The organism is Vibrio mimicus CAIM 602, from assembly GCF_000338875.1.
Classification (GTDB): Bacteria; Pseudomonadota; Gammaproteobacteria; order Enterobacterales; family Vibrionaceae; genus Vibrio; species Vibrio mimicus.
In genome coordinates this window covers 183,806-201,436 of sequence record NZ_AOMO01000088.1, presented here as the reverse complement: position 1 = coordinate 201,436, position 17,631 = coordinate 183,806, and the positions used below count along the sequence as shown (strand labels likewise).

The window sequence follows — 17,631 nt, the reverse complement described above, 5'->3', positions numbered from 1 at the left end:
CCGAACTCAGAAGTGAAACGAAACAGCGTCGATGGTAGTGTGGGGTCTCCCCATGTGAGAGTAGAACATCGCCAGGCTTTAATTTAGCACCAAGCGCTAACCAATGCGGAGCGGTAGTTCAGTTGGTTAGAATACCGGCCTGTCACGCCGGGGGTCGCGGGTTCGAGTCCCGTCCGCTCCGCCACTTATTTGAGAAACCCAGTCTTACGACTGGGTTTTTTGCTTTTGGGAATTATCTTGCATTTGCTTTTTCTTTGCCTGACTCGTTGTTTACTCGCTATTTTCGATCCTGACTAAACTGAACTAAGCTTAATATCTTATTTGTCAGTTTGGTCATTGGAAAGGAAATCCACCATGAATAATGAATCAAATCCCTCTTCTTTACATATTCCTCCAGCTATTCCTCAAGAAGCGTTCGACTGGTATGACGAATATGCGCATGGTGTAATCGATCGCCGTGAGTTTATAAAGCGTCTTTCTGGTTTGGCTGTATTAGGTTTTAGCGTGTCGATGATCACTTCAGCCTTATTACCTGACTATGCACAGGCTGAACAAGTTTCTTTTAACGATCCTGCTATTAAAGCGAGTTATGTCGAGTTCGATTCCCCTCAAGGGCATGGGAAAGGCCGTGGTTATTGGGTTACCCCAAAAGAGGTGACTGGTAAGTTACCTGTGGTTTTAGTGATACATGAGAACCGTGGTCTTAATCCGTATATTGAAGATGTCACCCGCCGTTTAGCGACGATGGGCTTCATTGCGTTTGCACCGGATGCTTTATTCCCGGTTGGCGGTTATCCGGGTAATGATGACGATGGACGAGTGCTACAAAGTAAGCTCGATCGGGCAAAAATTGAGGCTGATTTTCTTGCTGCAGCTGCTTTCCTTAAAGCGCATCCACAAAGCTCGGGTAAGCTTGGTGCCGTTGGCTTCTGCTTTGGTGGCTATATCGTCAATATGCTAGCGGCGACCATTCCTGAAAAACTCAATGCTGGCGTTGTTTTTTATGGTACTCCACCTGCTGATGAGTTGCGCTCTCGGGTTGTGGGGCCTTTATTATTGAATTTTGCCGAATTAGATAAACGCGTAAATGATACTTGGGCGTCTTACGAGACTCAGTTACAACAGAATAAAGCGAAATATGAGGCTCATTTCTATACTAAAGTTAATCACGGTTTCCATAACGATTCCACTGCACGCTATGCACCAGCGGAGGCTGAGCTGGCATGGCAAAGAACACTGCAATTTTTCGGGCTTAATCTTCAGGGTTAAGCTTCTCACACTCATTTGGGGTACGACTCGCTCCTCGTCATTCTGGCTGTTATGATGGCGAAAAAGGAGAAAATGAGTCATGCCCCACTTACGTTTTCGTGCTGTAGAAGCACATATCGTTGAAACACTGGTAACTCCGTTACTCAATGAACTTTCCTCTCTACTCAGTACTTCTCGAAGTGCTTTTACCTTTGAGTTGATTAATACCCAGTATTTCGCCGAAGGAGAGGTTTATCCCATGGTGGAAGTATTGTGGTTTGGAAGAGAACAGCAAACTCAGGATCAGGTTGCACAGCTGATTACAGAGCAGATGCGTCAGTTGCTCGGTGCTGATTCTCATGTTGCTGTAGTGTTCATACCTTTGCAACGCACTGCTTATTATCTGGATGGCCAACATTTCTGAGGAGACAACATGAATCCAGTTATCGATACCATGCTCAACCATCGCTCTATTCGTGCTTTTAGTCCAGAGCCTATTTCTGCAACGCAACTTGAAACTATCATTGCTTCAGGTATTGCGGCTTCGTCATCCAGCTTGCTGCAAGTGATTTCCGTAATCCGAGTGACAGATGGCAGTATGCGTGAGCAATTAGCAAAGCTTGCTGGCAATCAAGCTTATGTGGCGAGTGCGGCTGAGTTTTTGGTTTTTTGCATTGATTATCAACGACATTATGCGCTGAACCCGAATGTGAAACCTGAATTTATGGAGTTAACCTTAATTGGTGCTGTTGATGCGGGGATTATGGCGCAAAACTGTTTATTAGCGGCAGAATCGATGGGGTTGGGTGGTGTCTATATTGGTGGTTTACGTAATTCACCGAATGAAGTCGATGCTTTGCTTAACTTGCCGCCTTATACCGCCGTATTGTTTGGAATGTGCTTAGGACACCCTGCACAGGATCCAGAGTTAAAACCACGCTTGGCTCCGAAGGTGATCCTGCATGAAAACCACTATCAACCTTTGAATCGAGAAGATGTGGCAGAATATGATCGCACTATGGTTGAGTATTACCAAAAACGCTCCGGTAATCCTAAACAGCAGGGTTGGTCAGAACTAATCACGGCTAAGCTCTCAGAAGAGTCTCGTCCATTTATGCTCAGCTATTTGCAGCGTAAAGGATTAGCCCTCAAGTAGTGTAAAAAATCCCAGCACTTGGCTGGGATTTTTAGGTCTATGGAAGATCTGCATCAGATATAGGTTGAGCGGGTTGCTCTTCCGCAATAAAGAGAATGCCATCCATAATTTTGCTTGGAATTTCTGTCGGTAAATATCCCCAAGCATATCTGATTGCATAGGGCTTGTTTAAGTAATCGATGTTGCTTTCACTTTGACTCTTAAAATCAATAAAAGCGTCGGTATATCCAGCATGATATAAAGCACTATTCAATGTGCCATCTTCTTCCTGAAGACGTTCTGTATCAATTAGCCAACGTGTGTAATCCGGAGTGTTTGCAGCAAGAGTACCTTTGTAGCTTAACTGCATCACACTATAGACGGATCTGTCTGGATAGTGGCTGTTCATTGCGGAAATCAGAGAACCAGGAATAGGTGTGGCATGAATATTGTGCGCCCAGATAAAGGTTTGCCCCTGTATTTTAAACCACTCATTTATTAACCAATTTAAGTTTTCAGCAGACTGATAATCGGTATAGGAATGGTCAATATTGTTGATAATGAAATAGGACTGTGAATATAGGCTTCTTACTATCTGCAGCCAAAATGTGGCGTAATTCCGAAATTCTCGCGGATGGCTAGGGTTGTAATCTGGAACGGTTTCGAGCCTTTTTTGTGTGATAAGAACTGTTTCCAGCTTTTTCAATTCTTGGGTTAGATCTTGGTGGTTTTGTGATGTGAATTTTTCAGTGGTATGCCAAGGGCACATCATTCTCGGCCCTAGAGTCTGTATCGTATCGTAGTTGGAGAGGCCAAGGCTGTTAATCTGCAAGTAGCTTCTTAATTCATCAAACATCACACTACATCCTGGATCACTATTGATACGGGCATCGTAGCCGATCAGTAGTAGTGGGTTGTCCTGCTGAGAAACCTCATTGACATAGTTGTCCAGAGCTCCCACTTCTTTACTAAAGCGATGTCCATACATGTAGTTTGCATTCGGTCCAATTATGGCCTGTTGTAGGCGCTGTTTTCCGGTGAGGAAATTTTGCCATGCCACTAACCCATCATATAAACCAGCTTCAAAAGCAACTAAGGTTAGATCGCCTTCTTGATGAAGAGCCTTAACCATACGAGCTTTGTAGCTATACGCTTTAGAACCTTGGTGCGTTCTTTCTCCTACACTAACGAAATCATAGCCTTTTACTGCTGCAACAAAACCCTGTAAATCACTATTCCCATGAGTCAATTCTGTACTGGCTAAGTTTTGGGAGGTAACGGTTGGCGGGCTGATACTTTCACTATTACATCCCGATAATAGAAATAAAAATACAATTCCCCATCGCTTCATATTTTTTAACCTTCTATAAAAATAATTACCAAGATTAGATTGAAGCTCATTGGTAATGAAAAGAGGTTTGAAGACTTAGTGCGAGTTGCTACGAGTACCAATTTCTTAAGTCGTGAAATGAACCGAATGAAAGGTTTTTAATAATTATATTTTTATTAGATAAAGTGTTGAGAAATTGATTGCTGGCTAAAGATTAATGTTGTCAAAAAAAACGCCATAGAGGCGCTTTTTTTTGATTCTTACGCTAGCCCTTGAATAATCACGAACTTCTCTAGCAGTTGCTCTTCGGTTTCGCGATGGGCAGGATCGGTGATAATGCAGTTGCTGATGGGACAAACCGACTGGCAAGTCGGTTTGTCATAGTGCCCTTTACATTCAGTGCATAAATCGGGGTCGATCTCATAGATCTTATCTCCCATTGAAATCGCACTGTTTGGGCACTCTGGCTCACACATATCACAGTTCGTGCATTTGGCGGTAATGAGTAGCGCCATAATTACTTGCCTGTTGGGTTACGGGTATCCTGCCCTTGTACTAGGTTACGCATCAGCAGTGCGTAGCTGAGATCCAACTCTTCCGGAACTGGAATGTAAACAAAGTGACCGTTGCCTTTGGCATCATCCGTCGCTTCACCTTTACGGTTTTCCATCGCTTCTAAAGTGAAGACAACATTGCCTTTTGGCGTCATCAGTTCAAGGCTATCGCCGAGCACAAATTTGTTCTTCACTTCCACTTCGGCCATTGCGCCGCGGCGTTTACCAGTAAATTCACCCACAAACTGTTGAGTGTCGGAAACCGAGTAGCCGTAATCGTAGTTTTGGTAAGCATCGTGCGTGTGGCGACGTAGGAAACCTTCGGTATAACCACGGTGCGCCAAGCTCTCTAGGGTAGTCATCAGGCTGTCATCGAATGGCTTGCCCGCAACCGCATCATCAATCGCTTTACGGTACACTTGCGCTGTACGTGCGCAGTAGTAGAAAGATTTGGTACGGCCTTCGATTTTCAGTGAGTGCACACCCATTTGAGTTAGGCGCTCAACATGCTGTATCGCACGCAGATCTTTCGAGTTCATGATGTAGGTGCCGTGCTCATCTTCAAACGCGGCCATTTTTTCATCTGGGCGATGGCTTTCAGAAAGTAGCACGACATCATCAATTGGTTTGCCTGCACCAATGGTGGTGTCTGGACGTTCATTTTGAACTTCGATGGCTTGCGCAGCATTGGGGTCAAACTGTTCAACGATCTGACCTGCTTCATTTTCTTTTGCTGCTTCAACTTTGTATTCCCAACGGCATGCGTTAGTGCAAGTGCCTTGGTTTGGATCGCGCTTGTTGATGTAACCAGACAGCAAGCAACGGCCCGAATAAGCCATACACAATGCACCATGTACGAACACTTCAATTTCGGTATTCGGACATTTTTCGCGGATCTCTTCGATTTCTTCTAAAGAGAGTTCACGAGAAACAATCACACGCTCAACGCCTTGTGAAGCCCAGAATTTCACGGTTGCCCAGTTCACTGCATTCGCTTGTACCGAAAGGTGGATCGGCATATGTGGGAATTCTTCACGAACCATCATGATAAGGCCAGGGTCAGACATGATGAGCGCATCAGGCCCCATATCAATCACAGGCTTAAGGTCACGGATGAAGGTTTTCAGCTTAGAGTTGTGTGGCTGAATGTTACACACCACATAGAATTTTTTACCCAGTGCATGGGCTTCATTAATGCCGATTTGTAGGTTTTCGTGGTTGAACTCATTGTTACGCACGCGAAGGCTGTAACGAGGTTGTCCAGCGTATACCGCATCTGCCCCGTAGGCAAAAGCGTAGCGCATATTCTTCAGGCTACCCGCGGGTGAAAGGAGTTCTGGAACAAAGGTTTTTGGCGTTGTCATTGCTTGCTTCTCTTACAATCTGATCTCAAGTCAGGCCAATACCACCTGATGGTATTGGAAAGGGCGCAAATTTTACGTCAAAAACCCTACTCTGCATAGTGAAACTCTCACCACCTCATTTACGCAGAGGTGGTGAAATTGAGTCCACGATTAGGCTTCAGGGTGAGGCAGGCCACCTAAGGCATTGAACAGATCAGGTAGGAAGACCGACATTTCTCCGCACAGCAGGGAGAAATCGGCATCAAGACGTGCCGCGCGATCTTCGCGTGGGATGTCATCATTCTGCTCTTTGAGTTCATCGCTGTATGCTAGGCGTTTGATGCTGCAATCTTCCGCTAATACAAAACGAATTCGATCTTGCCAGTTGATCGCCAGTTTGGTGACCACTTTATTCGCTTGAATGTGGCTCAGAATTTCATCGCTGCTCAGTTCCTGCTTTTTACAGCGAATGGTTGCGCCGTCATCGAGTAATGATTTGAGCTCTGCTTCTTCCATCAGGCTAAAGCCTTGTGGCAGATTGCCGTCTTTCACCCATTGCGTCAGAGTCGTTTCGACTGCGATTTCAGGAATAGCAGGGACAACAGGCAGACTGCCCATGGTTTTACGCAGTAGCGCGAGCACATCTTCGGCTTTTTTGTAGCTTCCAGCATCAACCAGAATTAAGCCTTCGGTTGGCATGATCAGCACAAAAGTGAGTTGGCTTTTGCTGAATGCGCGTGGCAGTAAATCGATGACGATGTCTTCTTTCAGCGCGTCTTTTTCTTTTTTCTTCAGTGGGCGGCCTTCTTCGGCTTCCATCGCTTCGACTTTGGCGTTAAGCGAATCTTTAATCACGGAAGCGGGCAGCATTTTCTCTTCACGTTTCGCGCAGACTAAAATGCGGTTTTCACTGACGTGGGTCATCATGTCGCCGTGTTTACCCAGTGCGGAAACCCAACCAAACTTCTGTTTATCTTGACTGCCGCAAGGCGTAAAACGAAATTCGGCCAACTGTTTTTCCAGCTGATCGGCATTGAAGTTAACCTCGCGATTAACGCGATACACCATACAGTTTTTAAACCACATTGTTGTTTTCCCTTGGTTAGAAAGCCAGACATGATAGGGGAAGATGCTGAGAATGTCTTAACCCTAATTCAAAAAATATGCATATCTTCCAGTTGTTGTCTCGCTTTACTGGCGAGGTTTGGGTATATGAATTTCGCCTGAACCTTATATGAAAATTTGTTTGCAAAGGTCACAAAAGTGTCATAAATATTTCCCATAATGCATGGCGTTGGTGAAAAACAAAGGTTAATCAATTATGTCTAGAAGGATTCTGGTTGTTGAAGACGAAGCACCGATTCGTGAAATGTTGTGTTTCGTGCTTGAACAAAAAGGTTATCAGGCGGTTGAGGCCGAAGATTATGATTCGGCAATGAGTAAACTGGCTGAACCTTTTCCTGATCTCGTCCTGCTTGACTGGATGTTGCCTGGTGGTAGTGGCATCAACCTCATCAAGCATATGAAGCGCGAAGAGATGACGCGTAACATTCCGGTAGTCATGCTCACCGCGCGCGGTGAAGAAGAAGATAAAGTACGTGGCCTAGAAGTGGGCGCGGATGACTACATTACCAAACCGTTTTCACCCAAAGAGTTAGTTGCCCGTTTAAAAGCAGTGATTCGTCGAGTTACGCCAACCGCACTGGAAGATGTGATTGATGTTCAAGGTTTGAAGTTAGATCCGGTTTCACACCGTGTTACCGCTAACGATCAGCCGCTGGACATGGGACCGACTGAGTTCAAAATGTTACACTTCTTCATGACGCACCAAGAGCGTGTGTATAGCCGCGAACAACTACTTAATAATGTTTGGGGCACCAACGTTTATGTTGAAGATCGCACGGTAGACGTTCACATTCGTCGTCTGCGCAAAGCCTTAGAAGATGCTGGACATGATAAGTTGATCCAGACTGTGCGCGGTGCGGGGTATCGTTTTTCAACCAAAGCCTAAGAGGGCGTATAGCAAATCAGTATGGTTGAACGCTTAACATGGAAAAAGCTGGCTTGGGAGCTGGCTTTTTTTTACTTGCCATGGATTGTGGTGGGATGGATTTTTGGAAACATGCCGTGGTTGCTTTTAGCCGCCACGGTTTTGCAGCTTTTCTGGCATTTGAATCATCAAATTCGCCTCTCGGCTTGGTTGTGGGATGAAAAGCGCCTCACGCCACCTTCCGGAACCGGGAATTGGGAATCGTTGTTCAATGGCATTTATCGTCTGCAGCAGCGCCATCGTAAAAAACGCAAAGAGCTGACCAATCTCATCCGCCGTTTCCGTAATGGTGCGGAATCACTCCCCGATGCGGTAGTGGTGTTTCGTAGTGAAGGCAATATCGTGTGGTGTAACCGCCTTGCACAGCATTTGCTGGGTTTTCGTTGGCCAGACGATGCTGGGCAGCCGATCTCCAATTTGTTGCGCACACCGGACTTTATCAAATACCTCAAGAAAGATGATTTTACCGATCCGCTCGAAATGCGCTCGCCGTTGAATAGCGATCGCATGTTGGAACTGCGGATTGTACCGTACACCGAAGGTGAACATCTAATGGTGGTGCGTGATGTGACTCAGCTTAAACAGCTTGAAGGCATGCGCCGTAATTTCTTTGCCAACGTTTCTCATGAGCTGCGTACGCCGATGACGGTGCTGCAAGGTTATCTGGAAATGACCGAAGATCCTGATGTGCTCGCCGGCCCCATGTGGAGCAAAGCCCATGGCGTGATGACTGAGCAGCTCAACCGGATGAACAGCTTGGTGAACCAACTGCTGACGCTTTCGAAAATTGAAGCTTCACCTATGGTCGACCTCGATCAAGTGGTGGATGTGCCGGCCATGTTGGAAGTGTTAGAGAAAGAAGCGCTGAGCTTAAGTGGCGATGCACAACATAAGCTGCATTTTGAGGTGGATAAAAGCCTTAAGGTGCTAGCCGATGAAGATCAGCTGCGTAGTGCGATTTCTAATTTGGTTTACAACGCGGTTAAATACACCCCAGCAGGTGCACAGATTGACGTGCGTTGGTATCGCTCGAGTAAAGGGGCTTGTCTGGAAGTGGAAGATAAAGGCGAGGGCATTGAACCTCAGCATTTGCACCGCTTAACGGAACGTTTCTACCGAGTTGATAAAGCACGTTCACGTGATACGGGCGGCAGTGGTTTAGGGCTGGCGATCGTAAAACATGCTCTTGCACACCACGACACGCATTTGGATATCTATAGCAAAGTGGGTGTGGGCAGTAAGTTCTCGTTTGTTTTGCCTAAGCGGTTGGTGGCGAAGGGATGATCCGCATGCTAAGTCGCGTTGGTTTGTTGAGCTCGTTGGTTTTGGCTTCATCCGCAGCTTGGGCATTGGATGAAGGGCTACCGACCTATGAAAAAGTCAGTGGCATTTCTGGCAGCTTGTTATCCGTAGGTTCGGATACCTTAGCGGGTATGACCACACTCTGGGTAGAGGAGTTTCAAGCCAATTACCCAGCGGTGAATGCACAAGTACAAGCCTCGGGTTCGGCGACTGCGCCGCCCGCGTTATCAGAAAGCACAGCACAGTTTGGCCCGATGAGTCGCCCAATGCGCAGCAGCGAAATTGCCGCGTTTGAAGCCATGCACGGTTATAAGCCAACCGCATTGCGCGTTGCGATTGATGCGGTAGGGATTTTTGTTCACCGAGATAACCCGATTAAAGGGCTCAATTTTCAGCAGTTAGATGCGATTTTTTCCACCACATTACGCTGTGGTGCTTCGCAGCCGATCGTCACTTGGTCGCAACTCGGCCTGCCTTATGATTGGGCGAAGCGCAATATTCAACTGTTTGGGCGCAACTCGGTATCAGGAACCTATGGTTACTTTAAGCAAAACGCACTATGCCAAGGGGATTTCCAAAACCGAGTCAATGAGCAGCCGGGTTCGGCCTCTGTAGTGCAGTCGGTTGCGTCTTCCATTAATACACTTGGTTATTCTGGGGTTGGTTATCGTGTTTCTGGCGTGAAGCTACTGCCGATTTCGCGTGAAGGGAATAACTATGTGGAACCAACCCAAGCCAACATTCTGTCGGGGGCTTATCCTTTATCGCGCTACTTGTATGTGTATGTGAACAAAAATCCAAACCGAGATTTGTCACCGATTGAGCGTGAATTTATTCGCTTTATTTTTTCGGAGCAGGGGCAAGCTTTGGTCGCTAAAGATGGCTATTTACCTATCTCCGCACAAGTGGCTCAACAAGAACTGGCAAAAGTCGGGATTGAGCCATCAACCGATTGAGTGGGTTCGTTCTGATCAAGACAACAAAAAAACGCCCGAACTGTGTTGGGCGTTTTTTGTAGGTAACTCGTGATTAAAAATGCAATTGCCAGCCGACTTCGCGCCAATATTCTTGTTCCGTTTGTAAGTCAGCGTGCAACAACTTATTGTTTTCCAACCAATCAGGCTGTTCGCAGTCTAGCTTCCATTCGTCATCTTTAGCGGATAAAGAAAGGGGAGGTAAGGGATCATCGTTGCGCTGTCCATTAACCACAATGGCTAGTCGTAACACGCGAATCAAACCTATGATGTGTTTTTTCTTGAACAGGCTAAAGTCGTCTAATTCATTCAGCTTCAGTGATTTGCGTTGAAACCTTGCTAAATTGGATAGAACTAACTGCTGCTCGCTATTGAAACCGGCCATGTTGTTGTGGCGCAAAATATAGGCAGAGTGGCGATGAAAGCCTTGCAAGTTAATGCTCAGCCCAACTTCATGCAGTAATGCTCCCCACTCAAGCAAATCGCACAACTCACTCCCTTCGGGCAAGTTCAGTTCACCGGCAATTTGCGCTAAGAATTCACGCGCGTGACCTTTTACTTTGGCTGCATGTTCTAAATCGACCAAATGCTTGGCCGCCAGATTTTCTGTAGTACGCAGACGGATGTCGGAATACTTGAAACGATCTTCCATTTCATAGAGCAAACCTTCGCGCAGTGCACCATCAGAAAAATGCATCTCTTTGATTTTTAAACCATGGAAGATAGCGGAAAGGATGGCAACACCGGCTGCAAACACGGGTTTGCGATCATCGGTTAAACCGGGCAGTTGTAAGTCGTCAATGCTGTCCCATTCGCAGAGTTTTTCAATCAGCTTACTCAGCCGATCAAAGGTAATCAGGCCATCTTCATGCCCTTGCCCGACTAAAACTTCGTGGATTGCTTTGATGGTTCCTGATGAACCAAACGCGACTTGCCAACCTTTTTTACGGTACTTGGCGGCGATGGATTCCAATTTTTGCTCACTGGCCACTATCGCCTGCGCAAAGTTTTTGCGGGAGAGTTTACCGTTTGCAAAGTAACGCTCGGTAAAGTTCACACAACCCATCTGCTTACTGTTGACCAGTTCTGCTTCAAACCCTTTGCCGATGATCATTTCCGTGCTGCCACCACCGATATCAACGACCAACATGGAATCTGCTTGTGGTTGCGTGTGAGCAACACCGAGGTAAATCAAACGTGCTTCTTCAGAACCCGGAATGATCTCAATCGGAAAAGGTAGCACTTCAAGTGCACGTTGGATAAACAGGTGGGCATTGTTGGCTTGGCGCAAAGTATGGGTTGCTGCAATACGCACATTACGCGGATCAAACCCCTGTAAGCGCTCTGCAAACATGGCTAAACATTCCAACCCGCGTTGTATGGATTCTTCATCGAGATTCTTTTGCTCATTTAGCCCAGCGGCGAGTCGTACACGTTGTTTATGGCGGCTAATGAGTTGCAAATCTTGGTCTACGACCTTGGCTACCACCATGTGGAAGCTGTTGGAACCAAGGTCAATGGCGGCGATTTCTCTGGCGTTACTGACTACTGTTGTCATTCGTTTCTTGTTGCCCTTTTACTTTACGAGTCTGCTTCTCGACATTTTTAAGATAGTCGTAAATCGCGACCTGCGAGCGTACTTTTCTGCGATTACCGCGTTCGACGTACTGGTTACTCATCTCTTTGTCGATACGACGCGCTTTCACCGTATCAATGAATTGAATATTAAGGATATCGATGATCCGCTGTTTGATACGTTCGTCACGGATCGGAGTCATGACTTCGATTCGATGATCAATATTGCGCTCCATCCAGTCGGCAGAAGAGATAAAGACTTGTGGATTGCCATCATTATGCACGACCAGCACCCGAGGGTGTTCAAGGAAGCGGTCAATAATACTGATGATCTCAATATTGTCACTGACCCCTTCAACGCCGGGTACTAAAGAACACATACCGCGAATGATCATGCGAATTTTCACCCCAGCCGCACTTGCACCATACAACTTATTAATCAAGCCTTTATCGACTAAGTTATTGACCTTGAGAGTGATTGCCGCTTTTTTCCCTGCTTTGGCATTGGCAATTTCACCGTCCAGTAAACGGTAAATTTGTGTACGTGAATTGCGCGGCGAAACAATCAGGTGATTGAATTTAACCGGGCGGAAAGGGTTTTCAATATAGCCAAAGACAGATCGTACTTCTGCGGCCAGTTCTTGATTGGCGGTCAGTAAGGCAAAATCGGTATAAATGCGCGCAGTACGCTCGTGGAAATTCCCGGTACCAATATGTGCATAACGGACAAAATCGTCATTTTCTTTTCGCGTAATGAGCAGGAGTTTGGCGTGGATCTTCATTCCCGGAACACCGAAGATGACGTGCACACCTGCATCTGTCAGGATGCGCGACCACTCAATATTGGCCTCTTCATCAAAACGAGCTTGCAGTTCTACCACAACCACCACCCGTTTGCCGTTATGCACGGCATCCACAAGCGAGTTCATCAATCTTGAGTCTTTTGCCACGCGGTAAATGTTGATTTTGATACTGACCACTTTCGGGTCAAAAGAGGCTTGTCGCACCAGTTCGGTAATGTGCTCAAAGGTGTGATAAGGGTAGTGCAGCAGAATGTCTTGTGCGCGAATCGCATCAAAGGCGTTAGCATGTCCTTCAAAATCAGCGCAGGTCATTGGTGGTAATGGTTTGTTTTCTAAGTAATCTCGCCCGACATTAGGGAAGGAAATGAAGTCTTTAAAATTATGATAACGCCCACCGGGGATGAGGCTATCGTAGTGCGATATTTTGAGCTTATAGCAGAAGAATTTGAGCATAGCTTCGGGCATTTCCCGCTCGTAAACAAAGCGCACCGGAAGAGCAGTTAAACGCTGACTTAAGCCTTCCGACATTTGCTCTAGCAAGCTGTATTCAACTTCATGACGCAAATCGTATTCCGCATCACGAGTCATCTTCATCGCATAGCCTCTTAAAGAGTCATAGTCATAAAAGCCGCGGAAAATCTCATCCAGACAGAGGCGAATAATGTTATCGAGCAGAATAATAGTTTTACGGCGTTTGCCTTTTTGCTCAGGCAGCATGACAAAACGGGGAAGTTGGTCGGTTGGGATTTCGATGAGTGCGTATTTAAATTCATCAGCACTGCGCATTTCAACGGCAATGTAGGCGTATTCATCTTTCAAAAACTGCATTACATCGATGTCATCACGCAGCATGATTGGGGTGACGTGGGGCAGTACATCTTTCTGGAAATATTTTTTCACCCACTTGAGTTGAAGTTCATCAAGCTGAGTTTCATTGACCAAGAAAATGCGCCGTCTGGCCATTTCTAAAATCAGTTCATTGTAGAGGTTATCGAAGTCTTGGTTGAGTTTGAGGGCTTTGGTTTGCATGCGAGAGAGAAGGTGTTTGGAAGTGTCGTTACCGCCCCGTTCTCGATTAATCAGAATTTGCCGTTTTACATCGGCAAAACGCACCTTGTAGAACTCATCCAAATTGTTGGAAAAAATCCCCAGAAAACGAATGCGTTCAATCAGAGGGACGGTTTTATCGGCAGCTTCTTGTAACACACGTTCATTGAACGAGAGCCAACTAAGTTCCTTGTCGATGTACAGCTTATCCGCACTCATACCTTACCTTATGCCGTTTTGAATTGACGTTATTATCATTTAAGTACTGCAAACTAGGCCATTTTTGTGACACTTTTATTGCAGGGGGCTTTGGCGTCACAGAGTTGTTTTGATTTCAGTAATTTATTGTGAGCTGTAATATAATTGTCACCCAACCGAAATATTATGACACTCCCCGAAAGTATAGGTAGTCCAAAGCATGGTCAGACAGCCATTTTCATTGAAAGAACGTGATCGCGCACGGTTAGTGAAAGACCGTGTGGTGCGTTTTGCTGTGACCTGTGGCGGCGTCAGTGTTTTAGGCGCTTTAGTGCTGATTTTTATCTATTTGGCTATGGTGGTGGTGCCGTTGTTTGGCGATGCCAAATGGCATGGGGATGTTGCAGTTAAAGCGATTTCAACACCAGATCCTCTGTTTATGACAGTGGGGGATTACGGTGAAAATGCCTTCTTACTATCAAAAGACGGTACGGGGCAGTTTTGGTCATTAAGATCGCCCAATGAACAACCGATACTCAGTCAGTCCCTAGGTTTTGAACCTACTTTATGGGCGAAAACTCCAGCATCACAAGGTTGGTTTGCTGTTGTAGGCTCGGATAACCAAGTGGCAGTGTTGCATCCACAATTATCCCATTCTATGACTGCACGCGGCCGTGAATTTACGCCTAGTTTGGTGAGTTTGGACTTGCTCACTGACTTAAGTTTGAGTGAGCAGCCATTACAGCAATTGGCTTTTGCACTGACTGAGCAACAACTGATTTTTGCTACCTACGATCAAGCACAGCAAGTACAGGTTTTGCGAGTGAATCGCGAAACAAAACAAGAAATTAGCCGCTTAAACTTGAGTGTGTCATTTGAGAACCTCAGTCAATTACTGCTCACTCCAGATGGCAAGACGCTTTACTTGCGAACGGGTTCTGAGTTGGTGGTAGCACTGCTGGATAACGACGGCTATCAGGTTCGTGAAGTCGTCGATCTCAGTTCAGGAGATACTCACCATCAAGTTACTCAGCTTTACTTGTTGTCTGGGGCATTCTCATTATTGGCTGTACACAGTGATGGCTTAGTGTCTCAATGGTTTGATGTACTGACGGATGGCCAACGGCAATTGACTCAAATTCGTCATTTCAAACTCGCCTCTGAAGTGCAGTTTTTATTGCCGGATACGAACAGTAAAGGTTTCTACAGTTTTTACCGCAACGGAACGTTACAGAGCCACTACACTACCAGTGAGAAATTGGTGCTGTTTGAGCGTGCTTATCAAAGAGCTCCGCAGTTGGTGGCGATGTCAAAAAATGAAGGCTATTTGGCCAGCTACAATCAAGGTCAGATCCGTTTGGCACAAGTGGAGAATCGTAACCCAGAAGTCTCCTTTTCAGCGCTGTGGCAAAAAGTGTGGTACGAAAGTTATCCAGAGCCTGAGTTTGTTTGGCAATCCACCGCTGCAACTGACGATTTTGAAGCGAAATTCAGCCTAGTGCCGATTGCGTTTGGCACTTTAAAAGCCGCAGTGTTTGCCATGTTGTTTGCGGTACCGATTGCGGTACTGGGTGCTATTTATACCGCTTACTTTATGACGCCAGCCATGCGACGAGTGGTGAAGCCTACGGTTGAACTGATGGAAGCATTGCCGACGGTGATCATCGGCTTTTTGGCAGGTTTATGGTTCGCACCATTTGTTGAGAGTCACTTGCCTGCGGTGCTCGCGCTGATGTTGCTGTTACCCATTTCGACCATGCTGGTGGGTTTCATTTGGTCAAGTTTACCTAAGGCTTGGTTGCGCGGTATTCCTAATGGCTGGCACGCCCTGATTTTAATTCCGGTCTTGATTGGGATCGCTACTCTGATTCTGTCTTACAGCGGTGAACTGGAGAATGCGCTGTTTAATGGTGATCTGCGTGTGTATTTAGCGCAACACGGCATTGGCTATGATCAACGCAACGCTTTGGTCGTCGGTTTTGCGATGGGTTTTGCGGTGATACCAACCATTTTCACAATCGCAGAAGATGCCATTTTCTCCGTACCTAAACATCTTTCCGATGGCTCACTGGCGCTGGGTGCAACGCCTTGGCAGACGCTGATTTATGTCGTGTTGCTAACGGCTAGCCCAGGTATTTTCTCAGCGATTATGATGGGGCTTGGCCGTGCGGTAGGCGAAACCATGATTGTGCTGATGGCAACGGGTAATACGCCACTGCTAGATTGGAATATTTTTGAAGGGATGCGCACCTTATCGGCGACGATTGCTGTGGAATTGCCAGAATCTGAAGTACAAAGTGCCCATTTCCGTATTCTGTTTTTGGCCGCACTGCTTTTGCTAACGTTTACTTTTGCCGTGAACTCCCTAGCCGAATGGGTACGCCAACGGCTGCGTGAAAAATACCGTTCTTTGTGATGGAGCAATATGTTGAATTGGTTTAAATCCGGTGCTCCTTGGATCTGGCTAACGGGAGGTGCCGTCAGCGTCAGTTTGATTGCTGTACTTGGGCTGCTGCTAGTGATTGGTTGGCGTGGCCTGACTTACTTCTGGCCTGCGCCTTTGCTGGAATGGCAAACACCTGATGGCCAAGTGGTGATTGGAGAACTTTATGCGCGTGAGAGTGTACCAGTCAGCCATTTAAAAGAGATGAACTTGCCTTTGCCTGAGGAAGTGGAGGCGGCTGGGCTTGCAACTCGCCTTAATATCAAAGTTGCCAACCGAGATCTGTATGGCTCAGATTTTGTGGCTATCCTTGATTTTCAGGTTGAGTTTAAAGGTGCACCTCAAGGTTGGGCGGTGATTGAACGAAGCCGGGGTGGGCAACTTTTCGGAAAGCCAATCAGCTTTGACGCTGTGGATGGGCAGGGCGAGCAGCCATTAGATCTTCGGTTGCAGCAAGCTCTTCAGAAAGCACAAGCCATTCGTGAGCAGGTCAACACCATTGTTGAGCAACAAGTTCGGGTGATCAGTGGTGATTTAGAAAAGCTGCGTTTGGAGAAACGCCGTAAGCAGCTTAATAACCAACTGAGCGATGAGTTTTTACAAAACTATGTGTTACGCAAAAGCCGTTTGGAAGCTGAGCTATCTGATGTTCAGGCGCAGTTAGATACTTTGCGTGCGCCGTTGGATCAGCAATTCTTGCATGTGGCGGATATGCGTGGTCAGACAGTGTCGGTTCCGTTGAGTGAGATTTTGGATTTCTGGTACCCCAACGACATGAACTTCGCCCAGAAACTGGCTGAATGGGGTAAACAAGCGTGGCGTTTCTTATCCGAGTCTCCGCGTGAGTCGAACTCAGAGGGCGGTGTGTTTCCGGCTATTTTTGGTACGGTATTTCTGGTGATTATCATGTCGATCATTGTGATGCCGCTTGGTGTTGTCGCCGCCATTTACCTGCATGAATACGCCAAAGAAGGTGCATTTACCCGCATGATCCGAGTCGCTGTTATCAATTTGGCTGGGGTTCCGTCGATCGTGTATGGCGTTTTTGGCTTGGGCTTTTTTGTTTACACCATCGGAGCCTCGGTTGATAACCTGTTCTATGCAGAGCGTTTACCAACGCCTACGTTTGGAACACCCGGTCTGCTTTGGTCTGCACTCACTTTGGCGGTTCTGACATTACCTGTCGTGATTGTGGCAACCGAAGAAGGGTTATCACGTATACCGAACTCAGTTCGCCATGGTTCACTGGCATTAGGTGCAACCCAATTTGAAACTATTTGGCGCATTGTGTTGCCGATGGCGAGCCCCGCAATCATTACCGGGCTCATTTTGGCGATTGCTCGTGCTGCGGGAGAAGTGGCACCACTTATGTTGGTGGGGGCAGTAAAACTGGCTTCCAGTTTACCGGTGGATGGCGAGTTTCCGTTCATCCACTTAGAGCGTAAATTTATGCATTTGGGCTTTCATATTTACGATATCGGCTTTCAAACCAACAATATTGAAGCCGCCCGTCCACTGGTTTATGCCACCTCATTTTTGTTGGTGACGGTTATAGTGGCACTAAACTTAACGGCGATCAGCATTCGTAATAATTTACGGGAAAAATACCGAACTTTGGGGCAAGACTAG

At 46.5% G+C, this 17,631-nt stretch carries 14 protein-coding genes, 1 tRNA gene and 1 rRNA gene; 10 read left to right on the top strand and 6 right to left on the bottom strand.

Features of this window, described 5'->3' with window-relative positions; all coding sequences use genetic code 11:
* From rrf to nfsA, 5 genes are all read left to right on the top strand, one after another.
* A 5S ribosomal RNA gene (gene rrf, locus D908_RS23255) occupies positions 1-77 on the top strand; the annotation flags it as partial.
* 30 nt (positions 78-107) lie between these two features.
* Positions 108-184: transfer RNA gene (locus tag D908_RS00980), tRNA-Asp, on the top strand.
* Between the two features lie 170 nt (positions 185-354).
* Positions 355-1,269, top strand: a complete 915-nt coding sequence (locus tag D908_RS00985; protein WP_005527570.1) for a dienelactone hydrolase family protein — start codon at positions 355-357, stop codon at positions 1,267-1,269.
* Positions 1,270-1,348: 79 nt separating this feature from the next.
* Positions 1,349-1,672 (top strand): DUF1904 family protein, encoded by a 324-nt coding sequence (locus tag D908_RS00990; protein ID WP_005527569.1) that lies wholly within the window; start codon positions 1,349-1,351, stop codon positions 1,670-1,672.
* A gap of 9 nt (positions 1,673-1,681) precedes the next feature.
* Positions 1,682-2,404: an oxygen-insensitive NADPH nitroreductase gene (nfsA, locus tag D908_RS00995; RefSeq protein WP_005527568.1), complete on the top strand. Its 723-nt coding sequence runs from the start codon at positions 1,682-1,684 to the stop codon at positions 2,402-2,404.
* A 37-nt stretch (positions 2,405-2,441) separates the two neighbouring features.
* On the opposite strand, the gene D908_RS01000 is transcribed toward nfsA, so the two are convergent.
* The 4 genes from D908_RS01000 to rdgC all read right to left on the bottom strand — a co-directional run bounded on the left by D908_RS01000 (position 2,442) and on the right by rdgC (position 6,696).
* Positions 2,442-3,734 carry an erythromycin esterase family protein gene (locus D908_RS01000; protein ID WP_005527567.1) on the bottom strand — a complete coding sequence of 431 codons (1,293 nt, stop codon included), beginning with the start codon at positions 3,732-3,734 and terminating at the stop codon, positions 2,442-2,444.
* Between the two features lie 239 nt (positions 3,735-3,973).
* The gene (locus D908_RS01005; protein WP_001196278.1) at positions 3,974-4,228 is read right to left on the bottom strand and encodes a YfhL family 4Fe-4S dicluster ferredoxin; all 255 of its coding nucleotides are present in this window, start codon (positions 4,226-4,228) and stop codon (positions 3,974-3,976) included.
* A gap of 2 nt (positions 4,229-4,230) precedes the next feature.
* Positions 4,231-5,631: a prephenate-dependent tRNA uridine(34) hydroxylase TrhP gene (gene trhP, locus D908_RS01010; RefSeq protein WP_005527566.1), complete on the bottom strand. Its 1,401-nt coding sequence runs from the start codon at positions 5,629-5,631 to the stop codon at positions 4,231-4,233.
* Between the two features lie 150 nt (positions 5,632-5,781).
* Positions 5,782-6,696, bottom strand: a complete 915-nt coding sequence (rdgC, locus tag D908_RS01015) for a recombination-associated protein RdgC (protein ID WP_000264258.1) — start codon at positions 6,694-6,696, stop codon at positions 5,782-5,784.
* Positions 6,697-6,931: 235 nt separating this feature from the next.
* Between rdgC and phoB the strand changes: the two genes are divergently transcribed.
* The 3 genes from phoB to D908_RS01030 are packed head-to-tail and all read left to right on the top strand — an operon-like array spanning position 6,932 to position 9,918.
* Positions 6,932-7,621, top strand: a complete 690-nt coding sequence (phoB, locus tag D908_RS01020) for a phosphate regulon transcriptional regulator PhoB (protein WP_000091117.1) — start codon at positions 6,932-6,934, stop codon at positions 7,619-7,621.
* A 21-nt stretch (positions 7,622-7,642) separates the two neighbouring features.
* The gene (gene phoR, locus D908_RS01025; RefSeq protein ID WP_000230241.1) at positions 7,643-8,944 is read left to right on the top strand and encodes a phosphate regulon sensor histidine kinase PhoR; all 1,302 of its coding nucleotides are present in this window, start codon (positions 7,643-7,645) and stop codon (positions 8,942-8,944) included.
* 5 nt (positions 8,945-8,949) lie between these two features.
* The gene (locus D908_RS01030) at positions 8,950-9,918 is read left to right on the top strand and encodes a PstS family phosphate ABC transporter substrate-binding protein (RefSeq protein ID WP_115236257.1); all 969 of its coding nucleotides are present in this window, start codon (positions 8,950-8,952) and stop codon (positions 9,916-9,918) included.
* Positions 9,919-9,991: 73 nt separating this feature from the next.
* On the opposite strand, the gene ppx is transcribed toward D908_RS01030, so the two are convergent.
* Together ppx and ppk1 are read right to left on the bottom strand one after the other, a co-directional pair.
* Positions 9,992-11,494 carry an exopolyphosphatase gene (gene ppx / locus D908_RS01035; RefSeq protein ID WP_005527564.1) on the bottom strand — a complete coding sequence of 501 codons (1,503 nt, stop codon included), beginning with the start codon at positions 11,492-11,494 and terminating at the stop codon, positions 9,992-9,994.
* The gene (ppk1, locus tag D908_RS01040) at positions 11,475-13,580 is read right to left on the bottom strand and encodes a polyphosphate kinase 1 (RefSeq protein WP_005527563.1); all 2,106 of its coding nucleotides are present in this window, start codon (positions 13,578-13,580) and stop codon (positions 11,475-11,477) included. The genes ppx and ppk1 overlap by 20 nt, the downstream gene beginning before the upstream one ends.
* Positions 13,581-13,779: 199 nt before the next feature.
* Here ppk1 and D908_RS01045 point away from each other — a divergent pair, with 199 nt between their 5' ends.
* Positions 13,780-15,975 carry an ABC transporter permease subunit gene (locus D908_RS01045; protein WP_005527562.1) on the top strand — a complete coding sequence of 732 codons (2,196 nt, stop codon included), beginning with the start codon at positions 13,780-13,782 and terminating at the stop codon, positions 15,973-15,975.
* Between the two features lie 9 nt (positions 15,976-15,984).
* Entirely contained in the window at positions 15,985-17,631 is a 1,647-nt protein-coding gene (gene pstA / locus D908_RS01050; RefSeq protein WP_005527561.1) for a phosphate ABC transporter permease PstA, read from the top strand.